Source organism: Thermosulfurimonas sp. F29, assembly GCF_019688735.1.
GTDB lineage: Bacteria > Desulfobacterota > Thermodesulfobacteria > Thermodesulfobacteriales > Thermodesulfobacteriaceae > Thermosulfurimonas_A.
Map to the genome: position 1 here is coordinate 37,179 of NZ_JAIFYA010000004.1, position 22,171 is coordinate 59,349.

General features: G+C 51.6%; 32 protein-coding genes. 29 read left to right on the forward strand and 3 right to left on the reverse strand.

Features of this window, described 5'->3' with window-relative positions; genetic code table 11:
- The first annotated feature begins 96 nt into the window (after positions 1–96).
- Complete coding sequence (locus tag K3767_RS11125) at positions 97–372, forward strand: hypothetical protein (RefSeq protein WP_221173666.1); 276 nt, start codon at positions 97–99, stop codon at positions 370–372.
- Positions 373–400: 28 nt separating this feature from the next.
- Positions 401–1,162: a hypothetical protein gene (locus K3767_RS11130; protein WP_221173667.1), complete on the forward strand. Its 762-nt coding sequence runs from the start codon at positions 401–403 to the stop codon at positions 1,160–1,162.
- Positions 1,163–1,272: 110 nt separating this feature from the next.
- Here the strand turns inward: K3767_RS11130 and K3767_RS11135 are convergent, their stop codons facing one another.
- Positions 1,273–2,871 (reverse strand): IS200/IS605 family accessory protein TnpB-related protein, encoded by a 1,599-nt coding sequence (locus K3767_RS11135; RefSeq protein WP_221173668.1) that lies wholly within the window; start codon positions 2,869–2,871, stop codon positions 1,273–1,275.
- Positions 2,868–3,455: an IS607 family transposase gene (locus tag K3767_RS11140; RefSeq protein ID WP_221173779.1), complete on the reverse strand. Its 588-nt coding sequence runs from the start codon at positions 3,453–3,455 to the stop codon at positions 2,868–2,870. The genes K3767_RS11135 and K3767_RS11140 overlap by 4 nt, the downstream gene beginning before the upstream one ends.
- Positions 3,456–4,022: 567 nt before the next feature.
- On the opposite strand from K3767_RS11140, the gene K3767_RS11145 reads away from it, so the two are divergent.
- The 26 genes from K3767_RS11145 to K3767_RS11270 all read left to right on the forward strand — a co-directional run bounded on the left by K3767_RS11145 (position 4,023) and on the right by K3767_RS11270 (position 20,947).
- A complete protein-coding gene (locus K3767_RS11145; protein ID WP_221173669.1) occupies positions 4,023–4,322 on the forward strand; it encodes a hypothetical protein in 300 nt (99 codons plus the stop codon).
- Between the two features lie 411 nt (positions 4,323–4,733).
- Positions 4,734–4,943 carry a hypothetical protein gene (locus tag K3767_RS11150; RefSeq protein WP_221173670.1) on the forward strand — a complete coding sequence of 70 codons (210 nt, stop codon included), beginning with the start codon at positions 4,734–4,736 and terminating at the stop codon, positions 4,941–4,943.
- Complete coding sequence (locus tag K3767_RS11155) at positions 4,930–5,694, forward strand: hypothetical protein (protein ID WP_221173671.1); 765 nt, start codon at positions 4,930–4,932, stop codon at positions 5,692–5,694. Before K3767_RS11150 ends, K3767_RS11155 begins: the two co-directional genes overlap by 14 nt.
- Positions 5,695–5,756: 62 nt before the next feature.
- Positions 5,757–5,936 (forward strand): hypothetical protein, encoded by a 180-nt coding sequence (locus K3767_RS11160; RefSeq protein WP_221173672.1) that lies wholly within the window; start codon positions 5,757–5,759, stop codon positions 5,934–5,936.
- A 32-nt stretch (positions 5,937–5,968) separates the two neighbouring features.
- Positions 5,969–6,250: a hypothetical protein gene (locus K3767_RS11165; RefSeq protein ID WP_221173673.1), complete on the forward strand. Its 282-nt coding sequence runs from the start codon at positions 5,969–5,971 to the stop codon at positions 6,248–6,250.
- A gap of 13 nt (positions 6,251–6,263) precedes the next feature.
- Positions 6,264–6,680 carry a hypothetical protein gene (locus tag K3767_RS11170; RefSeq protein ID WP_221173674.1) on the forward strand — a complete coding sequence of 139 codons (417 nt, stop codon included), beginning with the start codon at positions 6,264–6,266 and terminating at the stop codon, positions 6,678–6,680.
- A gap of 203 nt (positions 6,681–6,883) precedes the next feature.
- Positions 6,884–7,246, forward strand: coding sequence for a hypothetical protein (locus tag K3767_RS11175; RefSeq protein ID WP_221173675.1), 363 nt, complete (start codon positions 6,884–6,886; stop codon positions 7,244–7,246).
- 841 nt (positions 7,247–8,087) lie between these two features.
- Positions 8,088–8,639 (forward strand): hypothetical protein, encoded by a 552-nt coding sequence (locus tag K3767_RS11180; protein WP_221173676.1) that lies wholly within the window; start codon positions 8,088–8,090, stop codon positions 8,637–8,639.
- A 24-nt stretch (positions 8,640–8,663) separates the two neighbouring features.
- A complete protein-coding gene (locus K3767_RS11185; RefSeq protein WP_221173677.1) occupies positions 8,664–9,029 on the forward strand; it encodes a hypothetical protein in 366 nt (121 codons plus the stop codon).
- Positions 9,022–9,732, forward strand: a complete 711-nt coding sequence (locus tag K3767_RS11190; RefSeq protein WP_221173678.1) for a dUTP diphosphatase — start codon at positions 9,022–9,024, stop codon at positions 9,730–9,732. The genes K3767_RS11185 and K3767_RS11190 overlap by 8 nt, the downstream gene beginning before the upstream one ends.
- Positions 9,733–9,779: 47 nt before the next feature.
- Complete coding sequence (locus tag K3767_RS11195; protein WP_221173679.1) at positions 9,780–10,394, forward strand: hypothetical protein; 615 nt, start codon at positions 9,780–9,782, stop codon at positions 10,392–10,394.
- Between the two features lie 173 nt (positions 10,395–10,567).
- A complete protein-coding gene (locus tag K3767_RS11200) occupies positions 10,568–11,095 on the forward strand; it encodes a hypothetical protein (RefSeq protein ID WP_221173680.1) in 528 nt (175 codons plus the stop codon).
- A gap of 16 nt (positions 11,096–11,111) precedes the next feature.
- Positions 11,112–11,801 (forward strand): hypothetical protein, encoded by a 690-nt coding sequence (locus K3767_RS11205; protein ID WP_221173681.1) that lies wholly within the window; start codon positions 11,112–11,114, stop codon positions 11,799–11,801.
- 11 nt (positions 11,802–11,812) lie between these two features.
- Positions 11,813–12,340, forward strand: coding sequence for a hypothetical protein (locus K3767_RS11210; protein WP_221173682.1), 528 nt, complete (start codon positions 11,813–11,815; stop codon positions 12,338–12,340).
- A gap of 1 nt (position 12,341) precedes the next feature.
- Complete coding sequence (locus tag K3767_RS11215; protein WP_221173683.1) at positions 12,342–12,785, forward strand: hypothetical protein; 444 nt, start codon at positions 12,342–12,344, stop codon at positions 12,783–12,785.
- Between the two features lie 254 nt (positions 12,786–13,039).
- Positions 13,040–14,344, forward strand: coding sequence for an RNA-guided endonuclease TnpB family protein (locus tag K3767_RS11220; protein ID WP_221173684.1), 1,305 nt, complete (start codon positions 13,040–13,042; stop codon positions 14,342–14,344).
- Between the two features lie 135 nt (positions 14,345–14,479).
- Positions 14,480–15,139: a hypothetical protein gene (locus tag K3767_RS11225; protein WP_221173685.1), complete on the forward strand. Its 660-nt coding sequence runs from the start codon at positions 14,480–14,482 to the stop codon at positions 15,137–15,139.
- Between the two features lie 51 nt (positions 15,140–15,190).
- Positions 15,191–15,826 (forward strand): hypothetical protein, encoded by a 636-nt coding sequence (locus K3767_RS11230; protein WP_221173686.1) that lies wholly within the window; start codon positions 15,191–15,193, stop codon positions 15,824–15,826.
- Positions 15,823–16,794 (forward strand): hypothetical protein, encoded by a 972-nt coding sequence (locus K3767_RS11235; RefSeq protein ID WP_221173687.1) that lies wholly within the window; start codon positions 15,823–15,825, stop codon positions 16,792–16,794. Before K3767_RS11230 ends, K3767_RS11235 begins: the two co-directional genes overlap by 4 nt.
- Positions 16,791–17,036 carry a hypothetical protein gene (locus K3767_RS11240; RefSeq protein WP_221173688.1) on the forward strand — a complete coding sequence of 82 codons (246 nt, stop codon included), beginning with the start codon at positions 16,791–16,793 and terminating at the stop codon, positions 17,034–17,036. Before K3767_RS11235 ends, K3767_RS11240 begins: the two co-directional genes overlap by 4 nt.
- A gap of 42 nt (positions 17,037–17,078) precedes the next feature.
- Positions 17,079–18,101, forward strand: coding sequence for a hypothetical protein (locus K3767_RS11245; RefSeq protein ID WP_221173689.1), 1,023 nt, complete (start codon positions 17,079–17,081; stop codon positions 18,099–18,101).
- The gene (locus K3767_RS11250) at positions 18,098–18,316 is read left to right on the forward strand and encodes a CopG family transcriptional regulator (RefSeq protein WP_221173690.1); all 219 of its coding nucleotides are present in this window, start codon (positions 18,098–18,100) and stop codon (positions 18,314–18,316) included. Before K3767_RS11245 ends, K3767_RS11250 begins: the two co-directional genes overlap by 4 nt.
- Before the next feature lie 96 nt (positions 18,317–18,412).
- Entirely contained in the window at positions 18,413–18,844 is a 432-nt protein-coding gene (locus tag K3767_RS11255; RefSeq protein ID WP_255592413.1) for a CopG family antitoxin, read from the forward strand.
- Positions 18,823–19,668, forward strand: coding sequence for a nucleotidyl transferase AbiEii/AbiGii toxin family protein (locus K3767_RS11260; RefSeq protein ID WP_221173692.1), 846 nt, complete (start codon positions 18,823–18,825; stop codon positions 19,666–19,668). Before K3767_RS11255 ends, K3767_RS11260 begins: the two co-directional genes overlap by 22 nt.
- 78 nt (positions 19,669–19,746) lie before the next feature.
- Positions 19,747–20,043 (forward strand): hypothetical protein, encoded by a 297-nt coding sequence (locus K3767_RS11265; protein WP_221173693.1) that lies wholly within the window; start codon positions 19,747–19,749, stop codon positions 20,041–20,043.
- A 223-nt stretch (positions 20,044–20,266) separates the two neighbouring features.
- Positions 20,267–20,947, forward strand: a complete 681-nt coding sequence (locus tag K3767_RS11270; RefSeq protein ID WP_221173694.1) for a DUF2493 domain-containing protein — start codon at positions 20,267–20,269, stop codon at positions 20,945–20,947.
- 17 nt (positions 20,948–20,964) lie between these two features.
- Here K3767_RS11270 and K3767_RS11275 read toward each other — a convergent pair whose 3' ends face one another.
- On the reverse strand, positions 20,965–21,306 hold the full coding sequence (locus K3767_RS11275) for a hypothetical protein (RefSeq protein ID WP_221173695.1): 342 nt from the start codon (positions 21,304–21,306) through the stop codon (positions 20,965–20,967).
- 287 nt (positions 21,307–21,593) lie between these two features.
- On the opposite strand from K3767_RS11275, the gene K3767_RS11280 reads away from it, so the two are divergent.
- A complete protein-coding gene (locus tag K3767_RS11280; protein ID WP_221173696.1) occupies positions 21,594–22,148 on the forward strand; it encodes a hypothetical protein in 555 nt (184 codons plus the stop codon).
- Positions 22,149–22,171 lie beyond the last annotated feature (23 nt).

The window sequence follows — 22,171 nt, forward strand, 5'->3', positions numbered from 1 at the left end:
GTTTCGTCGTGAGCAAAGACAAAATGACCGCCGAGCGAAGGGTTATTTTTAGGGAAGCAAAGTGTGTGTCAATTTCGGGAAAAGGGGGTGTGGACGATGACCGAGACGGTGACGGAAAGGAATGCGGAGGTCCGACGGGGAAACGATGTGCTTGCAGAGGCGGCCTTTTACGAAAATTTCGTGGTGGAGGTGTTAAGACAGGCCATCCGGGAGAGCGAGGCAATCCAGCGCGAGCTCGAGCGGTTTGACCGCGAGAACCGTCGGGAATTGCTGGCGGCTTTGCTCATGTTGCTGACGGTGGAAGTGCCGCAGGAAGTGGCTGAGGTGCTTTCCGCATCGGGCGGGTTTGAAGTGGCGGCTGGGACCGCTTGAGGTAAGAGAGAAAGGGGGTGTTCGAACAATGGCCGAGGTCAAAGTGGATCGTCGGGTAAAAGAGAAGCGGCCGGGGCTGGCTCAGGACGCCCGAATGGTGGCGATGCACCTCTCCCAGGAGCGAGCGCGGGCGCTCGCGGAGAGGCTGGTGGTTGAGCTTGAGGAGGAGAGGGAGCGTGATCGAGTTTTGCTTGCGGAAGTGGAAGACATTACCAAACCGTCCAAAGCGAGCAAACCCGTGCATGACCGTTCCTCTCTGAAGCCGCTGGCGCACACGGCGGCGGAAACAATGGTGCAGGGGCTTAGTGAGACCGATCCGAATGCGCTGGTGCGAATGATTGTGCAAAACATGGTGCGGGCCGGAGTGGAAATGCTCCATGTGGGAAAGTACAAAATGGCGTTACCCGCTTTTGCGAAAGGCCGCGGAGCATGGCAAACCATTCGCAAGGCCGGCGCTGGTGTCCTTGCGGAAAAGCCCGAACCGGTTTCCAGATCGGTCGAAACTCCCGAATCGCCTGTTATACGCAATGAAGAACATTCCTATGTTGCGGATTTCGGACGCGGGCGTTTGCACTTTCCGAAACCGGAGTCTTTGGACATCGCAGACCGGAATGCAGGTCAGCGTGAAAAGCAGATCCCTCGGGCATTTGCCCATCTGATCCCCGTTTGGAACCGCATTCAGAACCTTCTTCGCAATGTCGCGAGTGCTCCCGAACATGCACCCTCGCGATCGCGGCGATCCAGACCTGCTCCCGCTATCGCCACGGGACCGACACCTGCTCCGAGATAATCCCGGTCCGGATTTGCTAGGTCTCGGCCTATCGGAAACAGTTAAGAAAATCCTTATCGATAAGATTTTGCTAAAACCTTATCGATAGGCTCAACCCGCACTACACCTGGTTAACCAAACCGCACATTAGTGAATTGTGCGGCCGCCCCCGCACCAGGTACGGGAGCTGGCGGTCCCGTCGCCCTCGTCCCTGCCCCTGAGACCAAAATCCGCCTCAAGGGTGAGAAGTCCCTCACGAAGGGCTTCCCCAGGAGAGGGACGACGACCGCCACCCGGAGAACTCTCCAGCCCTTTTGCCGGGCTCCGGCCCGGCCCCTCGGAGACTTCTTCCCTCGAGCGGTCCCCTGCGGGAAGACCGGATCGCTCCCCGGGTCTTTTAAACTCTCAAGGTGCCTTTGAAGCACCTTTATCTCCCTGCTTGCTCGTTTGATCTCCCTCCGAATCCGATTCCGCTTCCACGAATTCGATTCCCGCTCCAATTCCTCGTTAAGAGCCTTCCGCTTCTCCCGCCACCGCAAAATCCCATACTCCAAAAACTCCCTGTCCGAAAGCAACCTCCGGTAATTACGGGGAATTCCGTCCCATAAGCCCAGCCCTCGCCTTCCTATCACCAGCGCCGCCGCCCGGTCCCTATCAAGCCCATATTGCGGGGCATACTTCAAAGCCCCCACCACTGAACTCCAAGCCGCAGGAACTTTTCTTACCTCAATTCCATTTCTTCGCGCCAACACCTCTATCCGCTCAAGCAATTTCCGATAAACGAATTGATGAAGCCTCCTCCTGAGCTTGCCCGCTCCGTCTCCCCGGCAACCCTTGGGAAGCTTCTTAAGATTCTCCATCACTATCGCCCGCCTTCTCTTCCGGGCCATTTCCACCACTCGATGAGCCGTTTCCCAGAGCAAAAGATCCTTCTTTCCACCGGAAACCCCGATCAGGTGTGACAGATCCATCCGCCCCGAATCCACCGGATTCCCATCCTCTTTCACCTCCGCCCAGGCCAGATGAAACGGACTGGCATTCACATCGAGACCGATTACCCCCCAACTCTTGGTGATCTCCACTTCGGGCCGCTTCTCCTCAAAGGACACCAGAGCGTAAAGCCTTCCGTCTTTGAGTTTGAGTTCCACGGAGTAAGGGAACCATCTGCCGGAAAGCTCGGCCTGAATCAGGTCGTGCACAAAAGCCGTCCATTTGTCCCGATCCCTTCGGCCCACCTGCACCTTCCGGTGCACATGGGCATATACATACTCCCGCTCACCCACATTGATCCGAAGATAAAGAGTGCCTTCCCTCCAGACAAAACGCAGATTGAGATTGCCGTGCTTTGACCGGTCTCCTCTGGAATAGAGATGACCCTGCCTCGCCTCCCGCCATCTTCGCTTCAATCTCTCCCGATCCCTTCCGTTAAGATGTTTCCTCTTTAACTGCTCGAAAAGTTTCCGTCCTCCGAAAACCACCTTCCGAACACTTCGCCCCGCTTCCTTTCTTGCGGAAAATATCTCTCTCGCCTTCAAAATGGCGTCGTCCGCATACCGGGTGTTCAATCCAAAAAGAGAAGGAAGGTCCCGCTTAAGCTCGTTTCGAGTCCGGCCTTCTATGAGTCTCTGATAACCATACCGCATGCAGGCCGACCATCGGCGCATGAGATCCAGAACTTTCTCCTGATCGCTCTTAGATTCAAAGCTCAGCCGACATTGAAGAGTAATCACTTTCTCTTCCCTCCACGGGCGCCATAAACACGAGCCGCAAATGAAGTCACTATGGCTATAAGGTCCTCCGCAAGCTCCCTCATCCGATCCTCTTCATGGTCTTCGCCGTTTATCACGATTAACTCCACCCCGTGGCTCTCAAAAAAGGCCTTCAAATAATTGAACCCGAACCGGGCCAGACGGTCCGGATACTCCACCACCACCTTCTCCACCCTGCCGTTCTTGACCCGATTGAGCAGTTTCTGAAGACCGCGCCGGTTCTCATTGACCCCGCTGGCTATTTCCGAAATCACCTCGTATCGCCAGCCTCTTTCCTCCGCATACTTTTTCAGTCGCTCGATTTGGTTCTTCAAATATTCTTCCTGCTTGCGGGTGGAAACACGGGCATAAAGAATCACTTTCGGAGGCTCCGGATTGATCTGATCTCCAAACATCCCCAGCAGGCGTTCAATGTCTTCCTTGCGATACCTGCGTCTCCCTCCAGGCGTCTTGAAAGGTTTTAACAGACCCTGCTTTTCCCAGTTCAGAAGCGTATTCCGATGCAAACCGTAGAGTTCTTTAACTTCTTGTGCAGTCAATAATATCCGGTCCATGTCGGCCACTAATATAACCTACTGTGCGTAAAATTGCAACTGTTGTGAACCTCCGCACAAACGGGCAACAGTTAACTGACAACCCTCAAATGCCTTGAGCGACAACGGATTCGCCGTGTTTGGGCGCGGGTGTCCAATGGGTAGTCTTTAAATGAAAGCAAGTCCTTCAGTATCTAGGGAGGACCCATGATTCAGACAATCAAGGAATTCCTAATGTGCCAAGCGATCGTTTTTCCGGCCGCTTTCTGGGTCACCGGAATGAATCAGGCGTATGAACTTTACAAGCGCGGGCATTGGTTCGATTCCTTCAGAGCATTCCTTGCCAAACACCTAGTGCTTCTACCCCGCTGGTACATGCGGGCATTTCTTTTGAGCATCCCGTGGTCCGGTTTCGCATTCATTTCTTTAAAACTCAGACACCCTGACCAGTTGCCTCTGTTTCTGAACTTCCTCATGGGGGTGACGGATGTAATCAGTCTCGCGGCAATTTCTGGCATACTGCTCGTCTTTTTGCGCTCGCGCGTTTTCGGTCTCGCTTTGATCGAGAAAGAGGGAACCATGCGCCTATGGACTAGGGGCTTCCACGATCTCCCCGGTGCCCGTCGGGCCGTGTGGGAGGCCCGGTGCATGCTGGGTGAGTCGGGTGTGGAGCGGGTGCTCGTGGTGTGTGTGGCGGATAGGTTTTTCGGAAAAAGGTGGACATTCGCAAGAAACCCGGAGTTGAGGCGATTGGACATATATACTGCCTGTTTCGCCAACACCGAAAGCAGTGGTACGGAGTCGCTTGCGCCGGGCGGACATTGTCCGCGGGGCGAGGCGCTTAAAAAGGGTGAACAAACCGAGCGAAAATCCTCATAAGGAGGAAGGAGAATATGATAAAGAAATGGTTTGTCAGAAGCTTTGACTATTTGGTGGCCGCTTTATTCATCGTTTGTGCCTTCGGGGGGTTCTTGGCTTGGCTCATACGCGACATTAATGAGGGCGTAGCGCAACAGAGAAAGATTGCGGTTACCATTGAGAAGGATCGCAAAACGAAATCCTTTCTTGGACTAAAGTGTGAAGGGCGGTTCTTTACTTCCAAAGACTTTCAAATAGTGTATGTAAGAGAAACCATTCCCTGCTTGAAATCCGACTTTCCATTCATAGGAAGTTGCAAGGTCCTTGTTCCCAAATTGCTGACTAGAGATGGAAAGTTCTATTCCAGAATCGACAATTGCGAGTCGGTTTTTTCTTCAGAAGACCCTCACTACAATACTAGGGAGGTCGCGAATGGAAAGGATTTGCGCTTCGGTGGATCGAATGATCGCTGAGACGGAAAGCCAGCTTAGGGAGATCAGCAAGATGTGCGAGGAGCTTCCGCCAGAGTTGACAGTAGAAGGAAAGATGATCAAGGAACGACTTAAAGGCCGAATTGAGGCCTTCAAGAGAGTGAAAAAAGAAATCTGTAAGACAAAGGAGGATCACAATGAGCAAAGCTAGAGAAGTGGTTAATTTTGCATTCTTCCAGAGAGCTTTCCCAATTCATGAAAACGGGAGGAAAGTCATGCTTAACCAGAAAATCAAAAACATATTCACCGCTACTGGAATTATCTTTCTGGCAATCCTATCCGGATGGGGAATCATTCATGGGATAGAAGAAGAAAAGCTAGCAAATTCCTACCGCGCAATTTACCCAAAAATATTCAGCACCTTTGCAGAAAGAATTAAAAAGCTCGCTAAAAAATCGCAAGCGATATACTGTGGTGAAGCGTTTACAAGGCTTCGTCCAAAATTCGTAAAAATGCGTATTGATGGATTTTCCAATGTTCTCCTTCTCGACGACAAAGGACAATGGCATTACATAGAAGACTGCCTGTTCGTCAAAACAGTAGAGAAAGGACAATGGAGGATCCTCTCTGTAGACGGAAAGATTATCATCGCGAACAAACGAATACTTGCCGAACGGCTCGCGATTAAATATCTCCTGAACACGGGAATTTTCGGAAGTTCTGACACCGTCGAACTGCGCAAGGAATGTTTTAGTAGCGCAAGCGTTTTTCAGGCCCTTGCTGAACTAAAAAATCAGGACCCAGAGCAGCTTGTTTCCTGCCATCTGTCTGTAGAGCATACATACCTTTACATGGACACAAAAGGACGAATTATTCCTCCAGCCACTATCTTCAAAGTTTTGTCTGGAACCAAGGGAGAGGATTTAGAAGGTCCTTACCATGGTACCCAAGGGACGACTTAAGGGCCGGATTGAGGCCTTTAAGAGGGTGAAGAGAGAGGTGTGCAAAGCAAAGGAGGGCAATGATGAACAGGGATAAGCACATCGAAGGCTATCGATTACCTCTCATTCCCCGCGGCGGAGTTCACCGTCCGCGGAAAGGGAAGGGAAGCTACCACCGAGAGGAGGAGAAGCGCGCGATCCGGGAGGGGCTCAGGGAGTGGCGTATCGAGCGGATCGAGGAGGATGATGGGTATATGGACTGAGAAAGGACTCAAAAAAATAAAGGAGGTGCGTCATGTGCGTGAGTGCTGACCCCGGTCTTTTTCCTGAGGAAATTGAAGCTCTAAGGCTCAAAAAAGTTTTTGAGGAAGTGGCCAAAAGTCTTTTCACCAACCGTAACATACGCCTCATATTTGACCGTGAGCGCAGGTTCAAACCGGAGGAGGTTACCAAGATACTTAGGATACTTGAAGCAGGTCGAGGGCCGGTGGAGCCGGTGGTAATCGAGCAATCTCTGGAAGAAATGAAAAAGTTGGGAATAGAGCGGATCGAGGAGGACGACGGGTATCAGGATTGAGGGAGGGCCAGCCGTGTGTCGCATATACCGAGCCAAGACGGGCGACTATGTGCGGGTGTGCAAGAGCTATGGTGGTCCTTTGCGAGTGTCGCTTACATCGCTGTCCTCGGAAGCACTGGAACACCTGAAACGATACGGACACCTTCCCAAGCGCCTTCGCTGTGGCTATGGAAACCGGACCACACATCAAACTGTGGCAAGAAAGCAGTCCAGATTCCGTTTGCACTTCTGTCGCGTGTGTGGGAATCCGACTAGGGATGAGATTTGTGATGTCTGCAAGGAGCTCTGCCGAAAACACGATCTCGGCCCGTCAGGCGTAGCAGAACTTCTCATCGCCAGCGGAATGGTTTGCCGCAGATGCGGAAAACCATCCACCAGAGGGCGCATCTGCGGCAGGTGTCGCATCGAGCGAGAGGCGTGGCATGAGTGAAACCTTCGTTTTAAGCGGTTTCGTTTTCGCTTTCTTTCTCATTTCAGCGCTTATGGGTGCCATTGCGTCCGAGTTGCGCCTGCTTCGTCGTTCTCGGAATCGAAAAGAGAGGCGGGGGTTCCGCCAAGGTTTCGAACCGGAGTGCTCCGGCTGTCCCTGGCGGGCGAAGGCCATGAGAGACTATTGCTAAGGGGGGAAGGACCATGCAAATCGGTAATCGAATTAGTGGTGAGACCCCATACTGGCAGAAACGAGGCGAACACCTGCTCCGGGCGCTTTCGCCTCTGGTGGAGTACTTCGGGTGGGGATGTTTCCGCGAAGAACCCCAGCGGTATCTGCACCTGGAGTTTTTGATCGCTCTGGGACAGCTCGCCGAGGGAGGAGCCATTCCGCGGGATCGCGCCGGGTATCTGATCGAGTACCTCGACGACCTGTGCGGAGAGTTCGCCTGGCGCAAGCATGTGCCCGGGCTGAACGAATCCGAGCAGTTCGAGCGGATAAAACGCATGCATCTGAGGGTGGCGGAGGAGGCGGTCAGGTTGTTATCGGCGCGGAGGAACCCCTAGGGTGGCTGGGAAACCGAAGGAGTCAAAAGCACAAAAAGGAATGACAAAAAAGACCGAGAGAAAGGAGGTCAAGTATGACCTAGGCCTTCTTCCTTCCTGCACTCATCTTACTCTACGGTTTCCTGGTTCTCATTGGAACTATGACAGCGCTAACAGTTTTCGGAACCGCCAGTCCTTATTGGTATGTGTTAGCAAAGCCAAGAAATGCCTACCTGTTATTGACCTGTATTCTCGGTATTCCAGCCCTGATCGTAACTGGACTCTGGTACATAGTTCATTCACTCCAATAATTTGTGGGTGTTGGGGAGGAGGTCGGTGGGTGGAGTCGGCCTCTGGTCTACAACCTCTCAGTTCATAGGGGCTCTTTGCCCCAAGCAACTCATGGGTGGTTGGGAGAGGCTGGTGGTGCACTCCTTGAGGGGCTCTCTGGTCCTATGCCATGATGACCTACTGGCCTCCTCCCCACCACCTCTATCCTACACATTTTGCTTATAGGAGGTAAGCCATGCTTGATCGTCCAGTCATAATACCTATAGACAGAGGTCCTCACTTAAGCCCCCGGTGGCTCTATGTCGTTACCGACTGTCGGTACCGGACCGAGGAATACGCCAGCCCGAAAGAGGCACGCGAAGCATGGGAAAGAGGAGAAAGGGTGCCCGTGTTTGATCCCGCAATGTGTGAAAGGAGAACCAGAGAAATTTTGGAAAAGCATTTTTATTGAGAGGAGAGAAAAAATGAAAGGTTTGAATTCGGTGCGCCTTGTTGCAGGCTTCCACGCGGTTCCGTGAAACTTTGTTATTCCTCCTTTAGTTAAACAATATTATTAGGTTGGAGGGTTTAAATGGGCTTCAAAAGTCAAGAAGAAATTAAAATAGCTGTTTATATCCTTAGTCTCCTCCTTTGGGCTCGAGAAAAAAATTATGAAATTTGGACTACTTCTTTACAAAAGTTGCTTTTTCTGTGGTTTTTGTCAGAAAATGATCGTGAAATTTTAGAAACTTATAGAGCCTATTTGTACGGTCCATATAGTTCAAAAGTCTCAGAAGTAGCAGATTTAATAAAGCTATACGGGCTCATAGAAGCCGATGATACATCGTGGGGGGCACGTCTTTATAAAATAAAGAACAACATTCCTGAAGAGCTTTCCAAATTGATCATTCAAAAAACGGCAAATTTTCAAAAATTTTTAGAAAGCTTTGAAAAAAACAATAAAAAGTATTTAAAAAATCTGCAAAGATTAGCAAATCTTAGCAAAATCTTGTGGTTAAAGAAAATGGAAAACATACATGACATAAATAAAATTAAAAACAAGCTTAAGTTATACAACTGGAAAATACCTAAAAAGGAGTTAGAAGAAATTGATAAAAAACTGAAGTCTCAGGAATGGATATAACCTAATTTATTGCAAGAAGAAAAAATGAATGACAAAACTGGAGAACCCGAACTTCACCCGCTGGTTGTAAATCTGGCCGATAGAGTAATGGACATGTATCTGGAGGGATTCCATGCCGGTGTTTCCTTGTTTTACAACACGGCAACGGAATTAGCGGATCGAACAGGGACACACAGTTTGAAATCTCTGCTTGAAGCGGCTCGAGCCGCTGTCCTCAAAACTATGTTCGAGGAAGGCAAAGAAATAATCAGTCAGGAGGTCCTTTCTAGGCTGAATGCCAGAAGTAAAAATGATCTTTTTGACTTTCTGGATCCTCATCCAGACAAAAAAGTAATCGATGTGTATCTCTCGATAGTCGGCGAAGAAAACAAGGAGGGCGTCAATGTCTGAGATCGCCTCGATCCTGAAACTGATGTTCGAGCGCCAGGCCGAGCTCAACCGCCGGATCGATCCGGAATGGGAGAAAAGGGGTTTCCCCTGGCCGCGGGCGATCCGGCAAGAGTGTGCGGAGCTGATCGACAGCCTTCCCTGGAAGTGGTGGGCGAAGGGAGAACCGGACCGGGACAATGCGCGGCTCGAAGTGGTGGACATCTGGCACTTCTGGATCTCATGGGCGCTTCAGGAGCGGCACGACTCCGAGTACCTGCGGAAAACCTACACCGTGGCCGAGTGGGCGTTCCGGCTCACTCCGGAAATCGAGCGTCATCTCGACGATCCCTGCGTTTCCGAGAATGCGGAAAGCGCAGAGCGGGTGCTTGAGGCCGTTGAGATACTCATCGCAAAAACCTTTTTCTGTTCGGCAAACGGTGTCGTTCAGGACCTAGCCCGGCTCACCGGACTCGTCGGATTGTCCTTCGAAGATCTAGCGAAACTCTACTTCGGGAAAAATGTCCTCAACCGGTTCCGGCAGGAGATGGGGCTTAAAAAGGGCGAATACCGCAGGATCTGGGGGCCGGACGGCGAAGAGGACAACCGGTGGATGATGCGGCTTGCGCAGGAGCTCGCACCGCCGACGGATGAGAAATCTCTGGCCGTCTTCGAAGATGAGCTGTTTCGGCGGCTCATCGAGGTCTATCCGAACAAATCCGATTGAACGGAGGTGCTTCAGGGTTACCAAAAAACATCCAAAAGGAGAAGACTATGCCTGTAGGATCCAAAATGCCGCTTAGAACCCTCTTGATCTGCTGCATGGCCTGCCTAGAAGTCACAAAGAAATACTACGGAATAATTCCCCTGTGGGGAGGATTTGTCCCGGTGATTTACTTCCACCTCTTTGAGCACAACTATGAAAGTTACAGGAAGCTCCTGTCCTCCCCGGACGACTTCATCGGCCATTTGTCTTACATTGCTCAGGTCACAAAGGACGGTCTTTTCAGCTTCAGGCCCTCTCCGTACGGCCAAGTTGTTTTCCCCGGCCCGGAGTTTGAGGAAGCAGTTCAGAAACTGCCCTCAGCAGAATTTACAACCACCGTCTCTGGAACGCTTGCTACTCTGAAACATCTCCAGAAGATCCACCATAATGTTTTTTATCACCCGGAAAAGATAACCCGCCTCCTTCTGGTCCACTGGTACCGATATGTCAAACCTGAACTCAGCATAAACAAGTTCGTGGAGCACTTTCTTAAATACGGGACCGCCTCCTTTTCCCGCGTAGCAACGGGTTGGGAGCCAACCCGAGAAGAAATACGGGAACTTCTGGACCTTCTGAGCAAAACTCCCTATTTGGACCTGATCTATGCCCACAGGCGCATATAAGGGAAAAGCTTTACGAAACATAAAATCAAGGCAACCCCGGAAGGGATTGGTGCTCAAGGGTTTTCAGGGGTTGGTGTGGGCATTGCGGGGAGGGTATAGAGAGAGCAGGGAAAAGTTAAAAGAACAAATTGTTCAGATTACAGAGGAGCTTTTAAGGCGAGGGAGGATATAACATGAGAAAAGAGGCAAAAGAAATAATATATATAGTGCTAGACTTTTTAGAGTCGTTTGCTCGCACTTCCAGAGAAAACATGAACTTAATATGCGTCAATAAGACAGCTTTAGAAGATGTAAAGAAGGAATTATTCAGTTTACTTGAGCAAACAGAAAAAACAAAATCTTATAAAAGAGTAGATAAAAAAACTGAGTTAATAGGAACCCTACCTAGCGTACTAATAAATAAAAATAAATTTCCAACAAATGAAAGTATAGTAAAACTAGCTGAAAAATCATTAAATCTAAAAATTCCTAATTGGCAAAAGAAAAGCAGAAATGAAATTATTGGTATCCTAATAGCTAAAATTGCTGAAAAGGACATTTCTGAGTTAGACTTGTTTATTAAAGCTTGGCAAGAGTTTGTAGAACAAAAAGAGATTAAAAAAGAACACGCTCGCGAAGACTTTGTTGACCTTTGGCTAAAGTTTTTTGAACATTACAAAAAACCGTTTTCTAAAAGTTTATCCCAAGTAACCACCGAATAACGAAAAGGAGGTTGTGATGAAACCGAGGTTTCCCGGCGTCGCCTTTTTCGGCCACAAGCATTCCGGTAAGTCCACTCTGGCCTCCATGGTGGAGTGGGAGCTGTGGGACCTCGGCGGTCGCAACACCGTCCGGCTCGCCTTCGCCGGCGCGCTCAAGGACCTCTGCCGGGAACTCATCGCGAGTTCGTTCCGTCCTCTCTCGGATGAGGAACTCAAGAAAGCCGAGGTGATACGCCTTTCGCCCGTCGCCGTGGAGCGGCTGAACACTTTCCTCGTTGCGGCGGGTCTTCCCGAGCTCGACGAGGGCGAGCGGGCCGAGCTTGAGCATCGGGTATCTGGCAAGGTCCCTGCCACCTGGCGCTGGCTCATGCAATGGGTGGGGACGGATGTGGTGCGGCGGCGCGATCCAAACTTCTGGGTCGAGCACCTGGAAGAACAGGCACTTGCAGCCATGGACGGTGATCACTTCGTCCTCATTGAAGACGGACGCATGGAGAACGAACTGGCCCTGTGTGAAAAGCTAGAGTTTCTCACGGTGGGCGTGGCCTGTCCGGTTCAGTTCGACGGGGATGATCACGAAAGCGAGAAACAGGCCCTGAAAACGGCCGGGAAGTGTCGGGTGTTCTACTCCCTGCCGAAGAGCATGGATGTTCTCAAGGAGACAGCACACGAGATCGTGTGGAAGTTTTTGGTCAATGCACTTTAAGGAGGCGTGAGATGAAAACCTGTCTCTGGTTCTGCCCTGAGAATCCCGATGAGGGAGGCGTATGCGCCGTCTGGAAGTCTCAGGCCGAGGCGGAGATCGGATGTCGGGAATGCGAAGGACGCTCCGCCTGCGGCGGTCCGGTCACGGAAGTCGAGTTTTTCGGCCATTCGGACAAAGCAACCATACATTGCCCCGCGGATGGCGGTCTCAGGACTCCCATCCTATGCCTTGCGAATTGCCGATCCGCCCGTGTGCGGTTCACTAAGAAGGGCGATGAGGTCGAATGCGGCATATCGGGCGCGAGGCGTCCTCTGGGAACCGATCTTCCGGACAGTTTCACCACGCAAAACCGCGTGTTCATGGGGGATGTGCTTTTTTCCGAAAACGGCATACCGCTTGCGCTGTGCCGTCCCGACTCTCCAGCCGGGTTCCTTCTCACGGGGGACACCGAAGTGACAGAAGAAGCGCTGTCCCGGCCGGGTGTCAAACGCAGATGTTTGATACGCATGGAAATAATACCCTTGGATCAGGAGGCGTGAAATGAAGGAGCAAATACAGACTCAACTCCGCGCTCTGGAACAAGCGAGAAATACATACCGAAAAGCGCTCCATAGCACCTTCGAATCTTTGCTTCGGTTTTGGGCGGAAGCCTCGGCAAATGCCGGATTCTCCGATGAGCAATGGATCGAGTTCTGGGCCGAGGTGTCGGACTGGGAAGTGGAGGAAGACAAACACGGAATTTTGCTTCCGCTTCCCGAGGCAGTAGATACGGAAGTTTATCGCGATGACGAATGGGCGCAGGTTGGGTACTCCCGCTGGTTCCTGCGCCCCGGCAAAACGGAGCTATGGGAAGAGGTTTCGACCGGCTCGCGACTTGTGCCAATCACCTTCGGGAAACGCAAGTTCGAGGATCTCACCCTGAAGGATGTTGAAGTCGTGATTCCGCAAATGGCGAAGGTTTTAAAAGCACTTATCGAACACTAGAAAAGAGGAGCACCATGAGTGACACTTTGTCGGATTTTAAGTCTATCTCAGTAAACACCGAGGAGGTGCTATGGGTTTGTACATCATGATCCCAAGCGAAGCGCGGCCCTGTCGGGACTGCGGCGACCTGATCATCGGCGGCTATTTTCTCGACGGCTGTTTTTACAGAAAACTACGCCAGAAAGCCCCGTATCTGTGATATGGAGATGAATGGCGTCTGAGGGTTTAAAATAAATATACGGGGTTTTGGAACTATGACCAAATCCGAAAAGATTAAACAAGCTCTCAAGCAGACAAAAGAAAAAAGAAAGTTCCAAATTCCCAAAGTATTTCAACTTAAACTCCAAAACATTTCTAAATCCGACCTGCGAACCTTAGAAAGACTTTTTTTGGAAGCCAAATGGTTCTACAACTACGTCATCGCCGACATTGAAAACCGCCTAAATAATAAGTCCGAAAAGCTCAAAGAAGTTGAAATCAAAACTCCGAACGGCTTTGAAAAAAGAAAACTTAAAACCTTGGGTTCTCAAATTAAGCAAGGAATTATTGAAAGAGTCAGAAATAATCTAAACGCTCTTGAAAAAGTCAAAGAAAAAGGTTTAAAAGTCGGAAAACTAAATTTCAAATCAGACTTTAGGAGCATACCTCTGAAGCAATACGGCATAACCTACAAAATAGACTTTAAGAGAAACAGAGTAAAAGTCCAAGGCATTAAAAAGAAGTTTAGAGTTTTAGGACTCCATCAAATACCTGAAAATGCGGAAATAGCTAACGCCTATCTTATCAAAAAACCATCGGGATATTATCTGTATGTAGTTTGCTATCTTTGGAAGGAGGAAGTTTTAAAGGAAATCAAAAAAGAGCAATTTTCCATTCCTGTAGGGATAGATTTAGGTATTAAAGACCAGCTGATACTGACAACGGGAGAAAAGATTAGGTGGTATATTCCTGAAACAGAGAGGCTAAAAAGACTTCAGAAGATATTGGCAAGGAAAAAGAAAGGAAGTAAAAACTACCTGAAAGTTAAAAGGTTAATCCAGAAGGAGTGGGAACATATCAGAAACAAGAGGAGAGATATTCAAAGCAAGGTTATAAGCTACCTAAAAAGATTTCCGCTCATAGCGGTTCAAAATGACGATGTAAAGAGTTGGCATGCGGGAATGTTTGGTGGGCAGGTTCAGAACACGGGGGTAGGGGGAATAACTGCAAGGCTGAGATGCCTTGCGACCCTTATCCCTGTGGAATTTGTAGATAGATATGAGCCTACAACACAAAGATGTTCAAGATGCGGATTTAAGCAAAGACTTGATTTGAGTCAAAGAGTTTTTGAGTGTCCCAAATGCGGACTAAAAATTGATAGGGATTTAAACAGTGCGTGGAATATTTTGGAACTTGGACTGAAGAAGTTAGCACAAAGGGATAAGGCGCTGGCAGACCGCCTAAAGTCTGCCCTACCCGTGGACCGCGGGGAAGTTAAGCCTGGGGAGAGGGAAGCCTCTGCACCGTGTTTTGCGCACGGTGTAAGCTCCCTCGTTGAAACAGGAAGCCCCTCACTTTAGTGAGGGGAGGAGGTCACCTGACCTGCCGCAGGGATGACTGCCCCCATGCTGTTCAAGAGGAGGGCCTGCTCGTGAAAACCTCGGACGGTTTTATTGTGGCGCCGACGCTGAGACGGTTTCGGGAGGAAGACAATCGTGCTTGATCTCCGCCTTTCCCTCATCCCGGCTACCCGCCACCTTGCCTACGGCTGGGGCATGGAGGCGTGGTTCGGGGACCGGCTCCTTTGCGAGCGGTTCGGGGCCCTTTTCGGGCTTCACGAGGCCGAGGCCGCGGCGGAGCTGTTGCTGAAGACCCGACAGGAGATCCGCGACCACCTGCGGGATGTCGAGCCGCCGATCCCCGCGCGGGTGGTCACGGACAATCTCGCTGTGTGTGAACTCTGCACCGTTCTTGCCGAAAACGGCCCGCGGACCGTGGACCTGCTTCCGACAGGGGTGGGCTATCCGCTCACCATGGGCGCAGGACTTTTTGAGATCCGCGAGGTCAAGCTGGTCTCTAGGAATGAGCTTTCGGCTTCGGCGCTTGCGGCGTATGGGGTGATTCGAGCAAACGGGAAGCTCGATCCCAGGGACGCCGATGAGGTCCGGCTGGTGGAGGTCCTGAAGGAGGTGATGGACCAGGTGCTCGCTCCGGCGGAGTCCGAGGCGGAGAAAACCGGCATGGTGATGAGCGGCTGTTACGGAGCTTTTGCCCGGGCGCTTGAGGTGCTGGCGGAGTACGGCGAGGTGGAGATTTTGCGGAAAAAGGGCCGCAATGTGACGGCCAAACTTAATAGATCACGGTTCAGGTCTTAGTGTTTGTTATCCTGATAATTGAAAGAGGAGTGAAGAACAAGGAGGATGATCATGGGCATGTTCGACGAGATCGTGCTTCCCGATCCTTGGGTGTGCCCGCGGTGCGGACGACCCGAACGCATCCTCCAGACCAAGTGGTTTAACTGCGAGTTGCGCAGATTTCGGGTGGGCGACGCCCTTGATCCATGGACTCGTGAGATGATCGCCCTCTTCCCTGATCGGATATATTGCATGAAGCGAATGGAAGATGGGAGCTACTGTCCCGGTGAAGCCCCAGTCTGGCTGACGGTGGCGGACGGGCACCTTGTCGGCGTGCACTTCAACTACGAGCAAGCGAAGGTCGCTCTGGTCCAGGCCCTAAGTGATGTACAAATCATAACATGTTGGACGCTGGAGAAAAAGTTCGCGAAAACTCTTGCTCCCATTCGGGTTGTAGTTCGGTGCCTCGACGATGCTGGTTTTCCAGATGAGTTAACCGTAGCCAAAAGCTACGAGGGTGAATACGGTCTCTGGTGTCCTAAAGGGTGGCATTTCGTCAAAAGCGCTGCGGCTTTCTGTTCCGAGCACGCTAGGACCGCCGTCCTAGGCGTAAAGCTGGTGAACGATCGGGGCGAAGTCGATGTATGGGGGCTTTGGAACTTTGAGGTTCTGAGCATTAAGGAGTCCGAGCTAGGAGGAGAATCATGACCACACCCGCCTACACCCTCATCGTGAACGAATCCGACTCCGCGGCCTTCGAAATCCTTGCGGACGGGAAAGGCGAAATCACGCCCATCCTCAAGGATGCGACGGTACTAGCCGCCTTCTTCGAAAAGCGTCTTCCCGAATACCATCTGGATGAGGGGTTCGTCCTTGCGGTCCTTCTCCGCCGCAAGTGGCTCATCCGCCGTCACCCCGAACACGAGCAGGTCTTTCGCCGCCTCTTTAGTGGAAAAGAGATCTGTCTCGACCGTCTGGTCCTTGCGGGCGAGCGATCCCGGTTTGCGGACAAAACCAGGGCATCTCTTGAGGGCCTCATGTTCAAAACCAGGCGCATAAGGGACCGCGAGTGGCCGGTCGAAGCACTTTCCACCGTTTTTCCGGACGGAATTTCCCTGCTTATCACCTTCGAACCGCGGAGCCTCTTCAAGGGAGCTTCATTGCTGTTTAAGGAGCTTTCGGACTTCTTCGTCAGGGCGGCCTCAACGGGGAAGGAAAAGCTTTCCTCCTCGGACCTCGCTTTTCTTCAGCACCTGGACAAGGAGTGGATCACGACGGTTCACCGGTCAGTACGGGAAAGGGGTCGTCCGAAGTTCGTGCTGGTGGACATGGACACGCCGGGCGTGGTCGAGCTTCCGTCGCTCAGGGAATTTGCGGCGAGAGTCGGGGCCTGGTTTAGAGGGATCGGGCTTCTCGAAAACCTTCGCTACGCCTGCTCCACGCCGTGCGGGGGAGTCCACCTCGTTTTCGAGATAAACCGACGGGCGGAAGAGAAAATTTTTCGGTGTAGCGAAGAGTTCCGCAGGGATCTGGCCGAGATAATGCGGCCCTATGCCGGAAAGATGGCTCTTGAAGACATCGAAATCAAGACCGGACAGGTGCTCACTCATGTGCCGGGAGTGAACCCGTATGTGAAAGATCTGACAGCTACAGTCCAAAAGGGAGGTGAAGCATGAAAATACAGCGCTTAGATCTTGAATTTGAAGACAACCTAGTTTTCATCGCGACCGGGCAGGGGCTTTTTGACGGGACCCGGTTCTGTGAAGAGCTGGGCATAGCAGGCCGGACGCAGTTTTCTTCCCTTCGAAGTTTTGTCTTTGGTGGAGCGGACGGCTATTTGGCGGTGGTACTGGTACCAAAGCGCCTATTGCAAAAGCGCTTGGAGGAAAAGCCCAGACCCTTAATGCTCTCTTTGTGAAGGGAAGGAAGAGCCGCAACTGAGGCACACAGGAGGTCCCCCATGGCGAAACACACTCCCCGCTTCTATTTCACCGAGCCGCCTTTCGACCCGGAAATCCCGGCCACCTGTCTCCGGGCCGAAATCTTGGTGTGGCAAGCGGAGAACGGGCGCGACCCGATCGGCGAACGCCTCGAACGGAAAGAGGGCGTCCACATCGCGGACATTACGGATGTTCTCAAGGAAGCGGTCACGCCCGATGGCCACGGTGGTGGAGCGGTGCTTTACCACATAGACCGGGCGCGCCTGACGGTACTTAAGCCGGAGGCCCGGGCTGAAGCGGAGAAAAGAAACCCAGGCGAGAACCTCTTTCTGGTCCTTCCCTTTCGGGTTCTCGGTGAGGTGCAAAATGTGAAAGAGGCCCGGATCGGAAGCGTTCACTTCACACCGGAGGACTTTCAGGCTCTGGTGGAGCTTGCAACGAAGACGCCGAAGTTCAGGGAAGCCGTGATCGAAGGACTCAGGGGTGCACTTTTGGAGGTCTTTTCGGCTCCCGTTTTCGAGCCGCCCAAAAGAATCAAGGAGGAAATTTTCCGGGCCTACGACCGCGCGGTCACGGCCCGGGGGAAACTGTTTTCCTTGGTCAAAGAAAAGCTCCCGGAACCCCTGCGGGAAAACCTGAAGCTGGTCGGTCCGGACAGGGTGGCCCTCACGGAACCAGTAGAGAACGAATCGATTCTCAGACGCACGCCTTTTCGCCTGTCGAAGACCGATCCTTGGACGCTCGTCGTGAACCGTCGCACAAAGACGGGCAAGGAGCTTGCGGAAAAGATGAGCGTCCTTTATGAGGAAGGGCTTTTCTATCCGGCCTTCTGGCTCGCCGACTATGCGGAAAGTGACCGGTTCGGGTTCCTGCGGTTTCACCTGGACGAAAAGAGAAACACAATCCTCTATGTCGGCGTTTTCGGTGTGGATGAGGAAAAAATGGAGAGAGACGGCTGGCGCAGGTGGCGGATGTGGGTGGCACCGCCTGCATCCGTTGTTCAAGGATGGAGTAATTCATACGAATACTGGAGGGAGATATGAAAAAATGTGCTTGGACCATTTACATGGAACATGATTTGATAGAGGAGGTCAAGGAAGCCGCGGCATTACGGGGGATTTCTGTTTCCGATCTGGTTCGGGAAGCCCTGAACAGGTTTCTGGAGGAGGACAGGCGTCGGCTGGCGAGGAAGAAGATGCTGAGCTGGCTGAGGGCGCAAATATGTCCTCTTGAAATGATGGGAAATGCGGGTGGTTGATTGAACTCTGGAAAGCAGAAACCTTTACGCCACAGCTCTGCTTGCGGTGCTATTGGCGTTGCCTAGTGATTTTGCGGTGTGTACGATATCCATACAATGCCCAGTCGCAAAGTTACTATTAGGCTACCGGAGGAATTGCTGGTGAGGCTAAAGAGACGAGCTTCTAGGATGGGAATAGGGTATCAAACACTAATACGCATTCTGCTTTCCGAGGCCCTGAGTTCGGAAGCTACTGCGGAAGTGGCAACCCTTCACGAACCCGGAGACCTTCGGCCGGTCCGCTGGCGCGATTACGGCGCGGACCGTTCGCTTTTCTGGTCTTCGCCGGAGGAGTTGCCTCTGTGGATGGTCATCTGTACCGTGCTTAAGGCGGGACGGTCAAGGCCCCTTTTCGCCCTCCTCGAAAAGCACGGAGTGGAAAAAGTCAGATACTATCTCGAGATGTTGCACAAAAATGGAGAAATCAAACCGGAAATATACGAATACATGAGGGATTGGATAGAGTTGTGGGAAAAGCAATGCGTTTGACAATTCCACCTTTCGGGCGATGGGAGGCGCTCAGGATTGTTTTGAAAAAGCTGAGTCACTCCAAGGAACTGGCCATTCTCTGGGAAAACACATATCTTATCGGCGGGACCGCGCTAAGTCTGCAGGTCCGGCATCGGTTGTCTTACGATCTTGATCTGGCTTGGATCGGAACGGACCGGTTGCCTTGGAGAGGGCTTGTCTCTGTTCTGGAAAAAGTTTTCAAGGACTTTGGTATAGAAGCGCAACGCTTTTATCGAGAGGATATTGATAGGGATCTTCTCATGGCGGGAATTTATCCCGAAGAACAATATCTTTTCTGGATGTTGCGCCCAAGGGAAATCCCCGAAACCGTAAAGTTCGAGGTGTGGATTCCGGATAGTCAGCAATTCAAACAAGTGTTGCTTGAACAGCGAAAAGAGGCCCGCTACGGCTTGGTTCGACTGGCCTCTGCGGAAACCATTTTCCGGCTCAAAACTCTTCTGCTTCCCCGCCGTCGAACATGGAGAGATCTTTTCGACCTGTGGTGGCTTGTTCGAAGCGAAAAATATCCGAAGCTAACCTACCAAGAAATAATTCGAACTCTCCGGTCTTATTACTCCGATGCGACGGTGGATTCGGTTCTGTTGCGCCTCAGAAATTTGCGTCTTGAGCACCTAGGCGACCAAGGGTTTTGTTTGGTCGATGGCACCGCGCCAGACTGGGCGCGGCTATTCGAAACCGTAAAGCAAGATCTGCTGACGGGGTTGACTCAAGTATGGCTTGAAGAAGCTAAACGAATAAAACCACTCCCAATGTCCCCTTCCGGCACAACACCGGAAATTTGACACGCCTCGCTGTCGCCATGGCCGGGGCTGAGGCCCTGACGAGGCTGTTTTTCGGTTGACTGCCGCAGGAGAAGCGCCGTGAGCGCTAAAAAGAACAGGCTTGATATCGAGGAACTTCTCACTACCCTTGACTTCGAAGATCGCAAGCGTCTCATGAAGGCCATGCGGGACCTCAACCGTGACCGGACGCTTCTCGCCGCAGGCGACACTACCCCGGTGGGAGACGACGGGCTTTTCCTCTGGTTTGTCCTTGACCGGAGACGGGCAAGGTTCATCCTGATGCGGATCGAACGAACCGAGACCGGAGGTCGTTGCGTTCCCTTGAGGGAAACCTCCGTCTCTCTTAAGAAACTCGGTGCAATTATGGGCTCATAGTGTGTCTGTAAGCCCAGAGCCTTTATGCCTTCTCAAACCGAATTCTCGCATGTACCGGAAGTAAATCCATACATGGAAAACCCGACAAAAATCTGTACGGGAAGATTCTTCAAGAACTTCGGGCTAATTTCTTTTTAAAGCGAAATGATCAAAAAAGCTTGGGAAAACAGAAAAAGGAGAGATGATCGCAAGCAAGCTGAATTCTTAATAAGGGGGCACAAAAATGAAAATTTGTGTTTGCGGCAGTCGTTCCATCACCGATCGGGATGAGGTTTTTTCCCGGCTTGATCGCCTTGTTGCGGACTTAGACCTCGCACAAGTAACCATTATCGCTGGCGGAGCGAAGGGTGTGGATCATCTGGCAAAGGAATGGGCGAAAAGCCGAAGAATTTCGTTTAAGGAGTTTCCCGCGGATTGGGATCGGGATTGGGATCGGTATAGCAAGCGAGCGGACAAGGTTCGCAACCGCAGAATGGCGGAAGTCGCTGATCTCGTAATCGCTCTCTGGGACGGGGTGTCCACGGGCACGGCCCACATGGTGGTCACCGCGCACGAGCTCGGCAAGCCGGTTCGGGTGGAGTTCATTCCGGCGGATCACTTTTCCATCTGGTTCATGCTGGGCGAGTTTGACGCCATTTGCGTGACCACCAACGGCTTTGTGGTTCGGGACAGGAAGACCGGCAAACCCCGTGGAGTCATGGGGCGGGGTGTCGCTTACCAGACGAAGGTGTGGCTCCCCGATGTGGAGTATCGACTCGGAGATCATTTGCTCAAACACGGGAATGTGCCGGGCGTGCTCGGCGAGGTAAGAGGAACGGCCATTGTGTCGTTCCCTGTGAAGGAAACGAAGGGGAAGTATCCGTGCGAAGTGGTGTCGCATGCTAAGGGTTGTTTCAAGCGTTAAGGTGACCGGGCCAAAAATTATAAACCCAGCCCCTTGAAGATGAGGGGCAAAGCCTTCCCCGCAGGAATCTTCCCGCGGGGAGTTTCAACATAATAGTCGACCGCCCCTTCTTGGATCTCTATCCGAGAGGGGCGGTTTTGAATGGCTCCGAACTTTTCTCGGAGCCATTTCTTCGCCTCCGGGAGGGTCATCCAATCTTCTTCCTCCCTCCCGGAATAGCGCCGGAGAATATACTTCCCTTGGCGCTTAAGACAAATTGAACCATAAAACTTATTTCCCTCATAATCAATTGTTACCATCTCCCCTCCTGCCCCGCAAATTTTCCCAGCCCGGACCGCGGGGTCACCTGCCCGAGCCATTTTTTTACTCCTATTCTCCTATTCTATCACCCCTTTTTGTGTTTATAAAAAAGGTCTTGATCCGGACCTTTCGAAGACGATTTTTGTGTTCAAGTTAACATACCTAGTTCCAAAACAGGCAAATGTTTTCTTTTGCAACTGGCAATCGGTTCCGCGGATAGCTTTATATTTGACACTAATATTAATTACAGAAGCATCGACCCTTCACAAACCTAGAACTCGGCCGGTCCGCTGGCGTTAATTTTGTTTGTGAAAACAGGAATCGATCCGAGCGAAGGGAGGGCTGTATGGTGAAAGGGAAGCATAAAGGACTTTTAGGACTTTTCCAAGCGGTAAATCTCACTCCGCATCCTATTACAGTACTCCGCGAAGATGGGACGCAAATAGAACTTCCTTCCCTAGGCGGACTGAGGCTGAAAGAAGAGACGGAAACTGTTCCCTGGAGCGAAAGCCTTGCGGTGCCCGTGGTGGACAAAAGGTTCACAGAATTGGAAGTACAGGTAAAAGGCGCGGAGGAACTGGAAACACTACAGCGAATTTTGACGGATCCCACCCGGCATGTAGCGCTCATAGTCAGCTTGCCGGTAATACAGGTCCTGAGTTCTCTGGACAATCAAAAGCTGGCGGAGGTTTTGCGGGAAGCACTCGGGAAAGCAATCGGCCGGGAGGTACTGGCCGGCCTTTTACCGCTGGCTCCAGACACCGGACCGGCATCTGCGGTGAGAGATCGGGACGGCCGCATCATAGGCGTCAGGCGGTTCGTGAGAAGTGTGAAATATGCTATGGCCCCTGTCTCCACTTCCTCTCCTGTTAGAAGGCGAAAGGTGGACTTTTCGCCGTAACCATCCACGAACCATCCACAATC

What these genes read in the sequence shown, in the direction of transcription:
- K3767_RS11125 (WP_221173666.1), top strand. Translation starts at nt 97, where the DNA reads ATGACCGAGACGGTGACGGAAAGGAATGCGGAGGTCCGACGGGGAAAC.
- K3767_RS11130 (WP_221173667.1), top strand. Translation starts at nt 401, where the DNA reads ATGGCCGAGGTCAAAGTGGATCGTCGGGTAAAAGAGAAGCGGCCGGGG.
- K3767_RS11145 (WP_221173669.1), top strand. Translation starts at nt 4,023, where the DNA reads ATGCGCCTATGGACTAGGGGCTTCCACGATCTCCCCGGTGCCCGTCGG.
- K3767_RS11150 (WP_221173670.1), top strand. Translation starts at nt 4,734, where the DNA reads ATGGAAAGGATTTGCGCTTCGGTGGATCGAATGATCGCTGAGACGGAA.
- K3767_RS11155 (WP_221173671.1), top strand. Translation starts at nt 4,930, where the DNA reads ATGAGCAAAGCTAGAGAAGTGGTTAATTTTGCATTCTTCCAGAGAGCT.
- K3767_RS11160 (WP_221173672.1), top strand. Translation starts at nt 5,757, where the DNA reads ATGAACAGGGATAAGCACATCGAAGGCTATCGATTACCTCTCATTCCC.
- K3767_RS11165 (WP_221173673.1), top strand. Translation starts at nt 5,969, where the DNA reads ATGTGCGTGAGTGCTGACCCCGGTCTTTTTCCTGAGGAAATTGAAGCT.
- K3767_RS11175 (WP_221173675.1), top strand. Translation starts at nt 6,884, where the DNA reads ATGCAAATCGGTAATCGAATTAGTGGTGAGACCCCATACTGGCAGAAA.
- K3767_RS11180 (WP_221173676.1), top strand. Translation starts at nt 8,088, where the DNA reads ATGGGCTTCAAAAGTCAAGAAGAAATTAAAATAGCTGTTTATATCCTT.
- K3767_RS11185 (WP_221173677.1), top strand. Translation starts at nt 8,664, where the DNA reads ATGAATGACAAAACTGGAGAACCCGAACTTCACCCGCTGGTTGTAAAT.
- K3767_RS11190 (WP_221173678.1), top strand. Translation starts at nt 9,022, where the DNA reads ATGTCTGAGATCGCCTCGATCCTGAAACTGATGTTCGAGCGCCAGGCC.
- K3767_RS11195 (WP_221173679.1), top strand. Translation starts at nt 9,780, where the DNA reads ATGCCTGTAGGATCCAAAATGCCGCTTAGAACCCTCTTGATCTGCTGC.
- K3767_RS11200 (WP_221173680.1), top strand. Translation starts at nt 10,568, where the DNA reads ATGAGAAAAGAGGCAAAAGAAATAATATATATAGTGCTAGACTTTTTA.
- K3767_RS11205 (WP_221173681.1), top strand. Translation starts at nt 11,112, where the DNA reads ATGAAACCGAGGTTTCCCGGCGTCGCCTTTTTCGGCCACAAGCATTCC.
- K3767_RS11210 (WP_221173682.1), top strand. Translation starts at nt 11,813, where the DNA reads ATGAAAACCTGTCTCTGGTTCTGCCCTGAGAATCCCGATGAGGGAGGC.
- K3767_RS11215 (WP_221173683.1), top strand. Translation starts at nt 12,342, where the DNA reads ATGAAGGAGCAAATACAGACTCAACTCCGCGCTCTGGAACAAGCGAGA.
- K3767_RS11220 (WP_221173684.1), top strand. Translation starts at nt 13,040, where the DNA reads ATGACCAAATCCGAAAAGATTAAACAAGCTCTCAAGCAGACAAAAGAA.
- K3767_RS11230 (WP_221173686.1), top strand. Translation starts at nt 15,191, where the DNA reads ATGGGCATGTTCGACGAGATCGTGCTTCCCGATCCTTGGGTGTGCCCG.
- K3767_RS11235 (WP_221173687.1), top strand. Translation starts at nt 15,823, where the DNA reads ATGACCACACCCGCCTACACCCTCATCGTGAACGAATCCGACTCCGCG.
- K3767_RS11240 (WP_221173688.1), top strand. Translation starts at nt 16,791, where the DNA reads ATGAAAATACAGCGCTTAGATCTTGAATTTGAAGACAACCTAGTTTTC.
- K3767_RS11245 (WP_221173689.1), top strand. Translation starts at nt 17,079, where the DNA reads ATGGCGAAACACACTCCCCGCTTCTATTTCACCGAGCCGCCTTTCGAC.
- K3767_RS11250 (WP_221173690.1), top strand. Translation starts at nt 18,098, where the DNA reads ATGAAAAAATGTGCTTGGACCATTTACATGGAACATGATTTGATAGAG.
- K3767_RS11255 (WP_255592413.1), top strand. Translation starts at nt 18,413, where the DNA reads ATGCCCAGTCGCAAAGTTACTATTAGGCTACCGGAGGAATTGCTGGTG.
- K3767_RS11270 (WP_221173694.1), top strand. Translation starts at nt 20,267, where the DNA reads ATGAAAATTTGTGTTTGCGGCAGTCGTTCCATCACCGATCGGGATGAG.
- K3767_RS11275 (WP_221173695.1), bottom strand. Translation starts at nt 21,306, where the DNA reads ATGGCTCGGGCAGGTGACCCCGCGGTCCGGGCTGGGAAAATTTGCGGG.
- K3767_RS11280 (WP_221173696.1), top strand. Translation starts at nt 21,594, where the DNA reads ATGGTGAAAGGGAAGCATAAAGGACTTTTAGGACTTTTCCAAGCGGTA.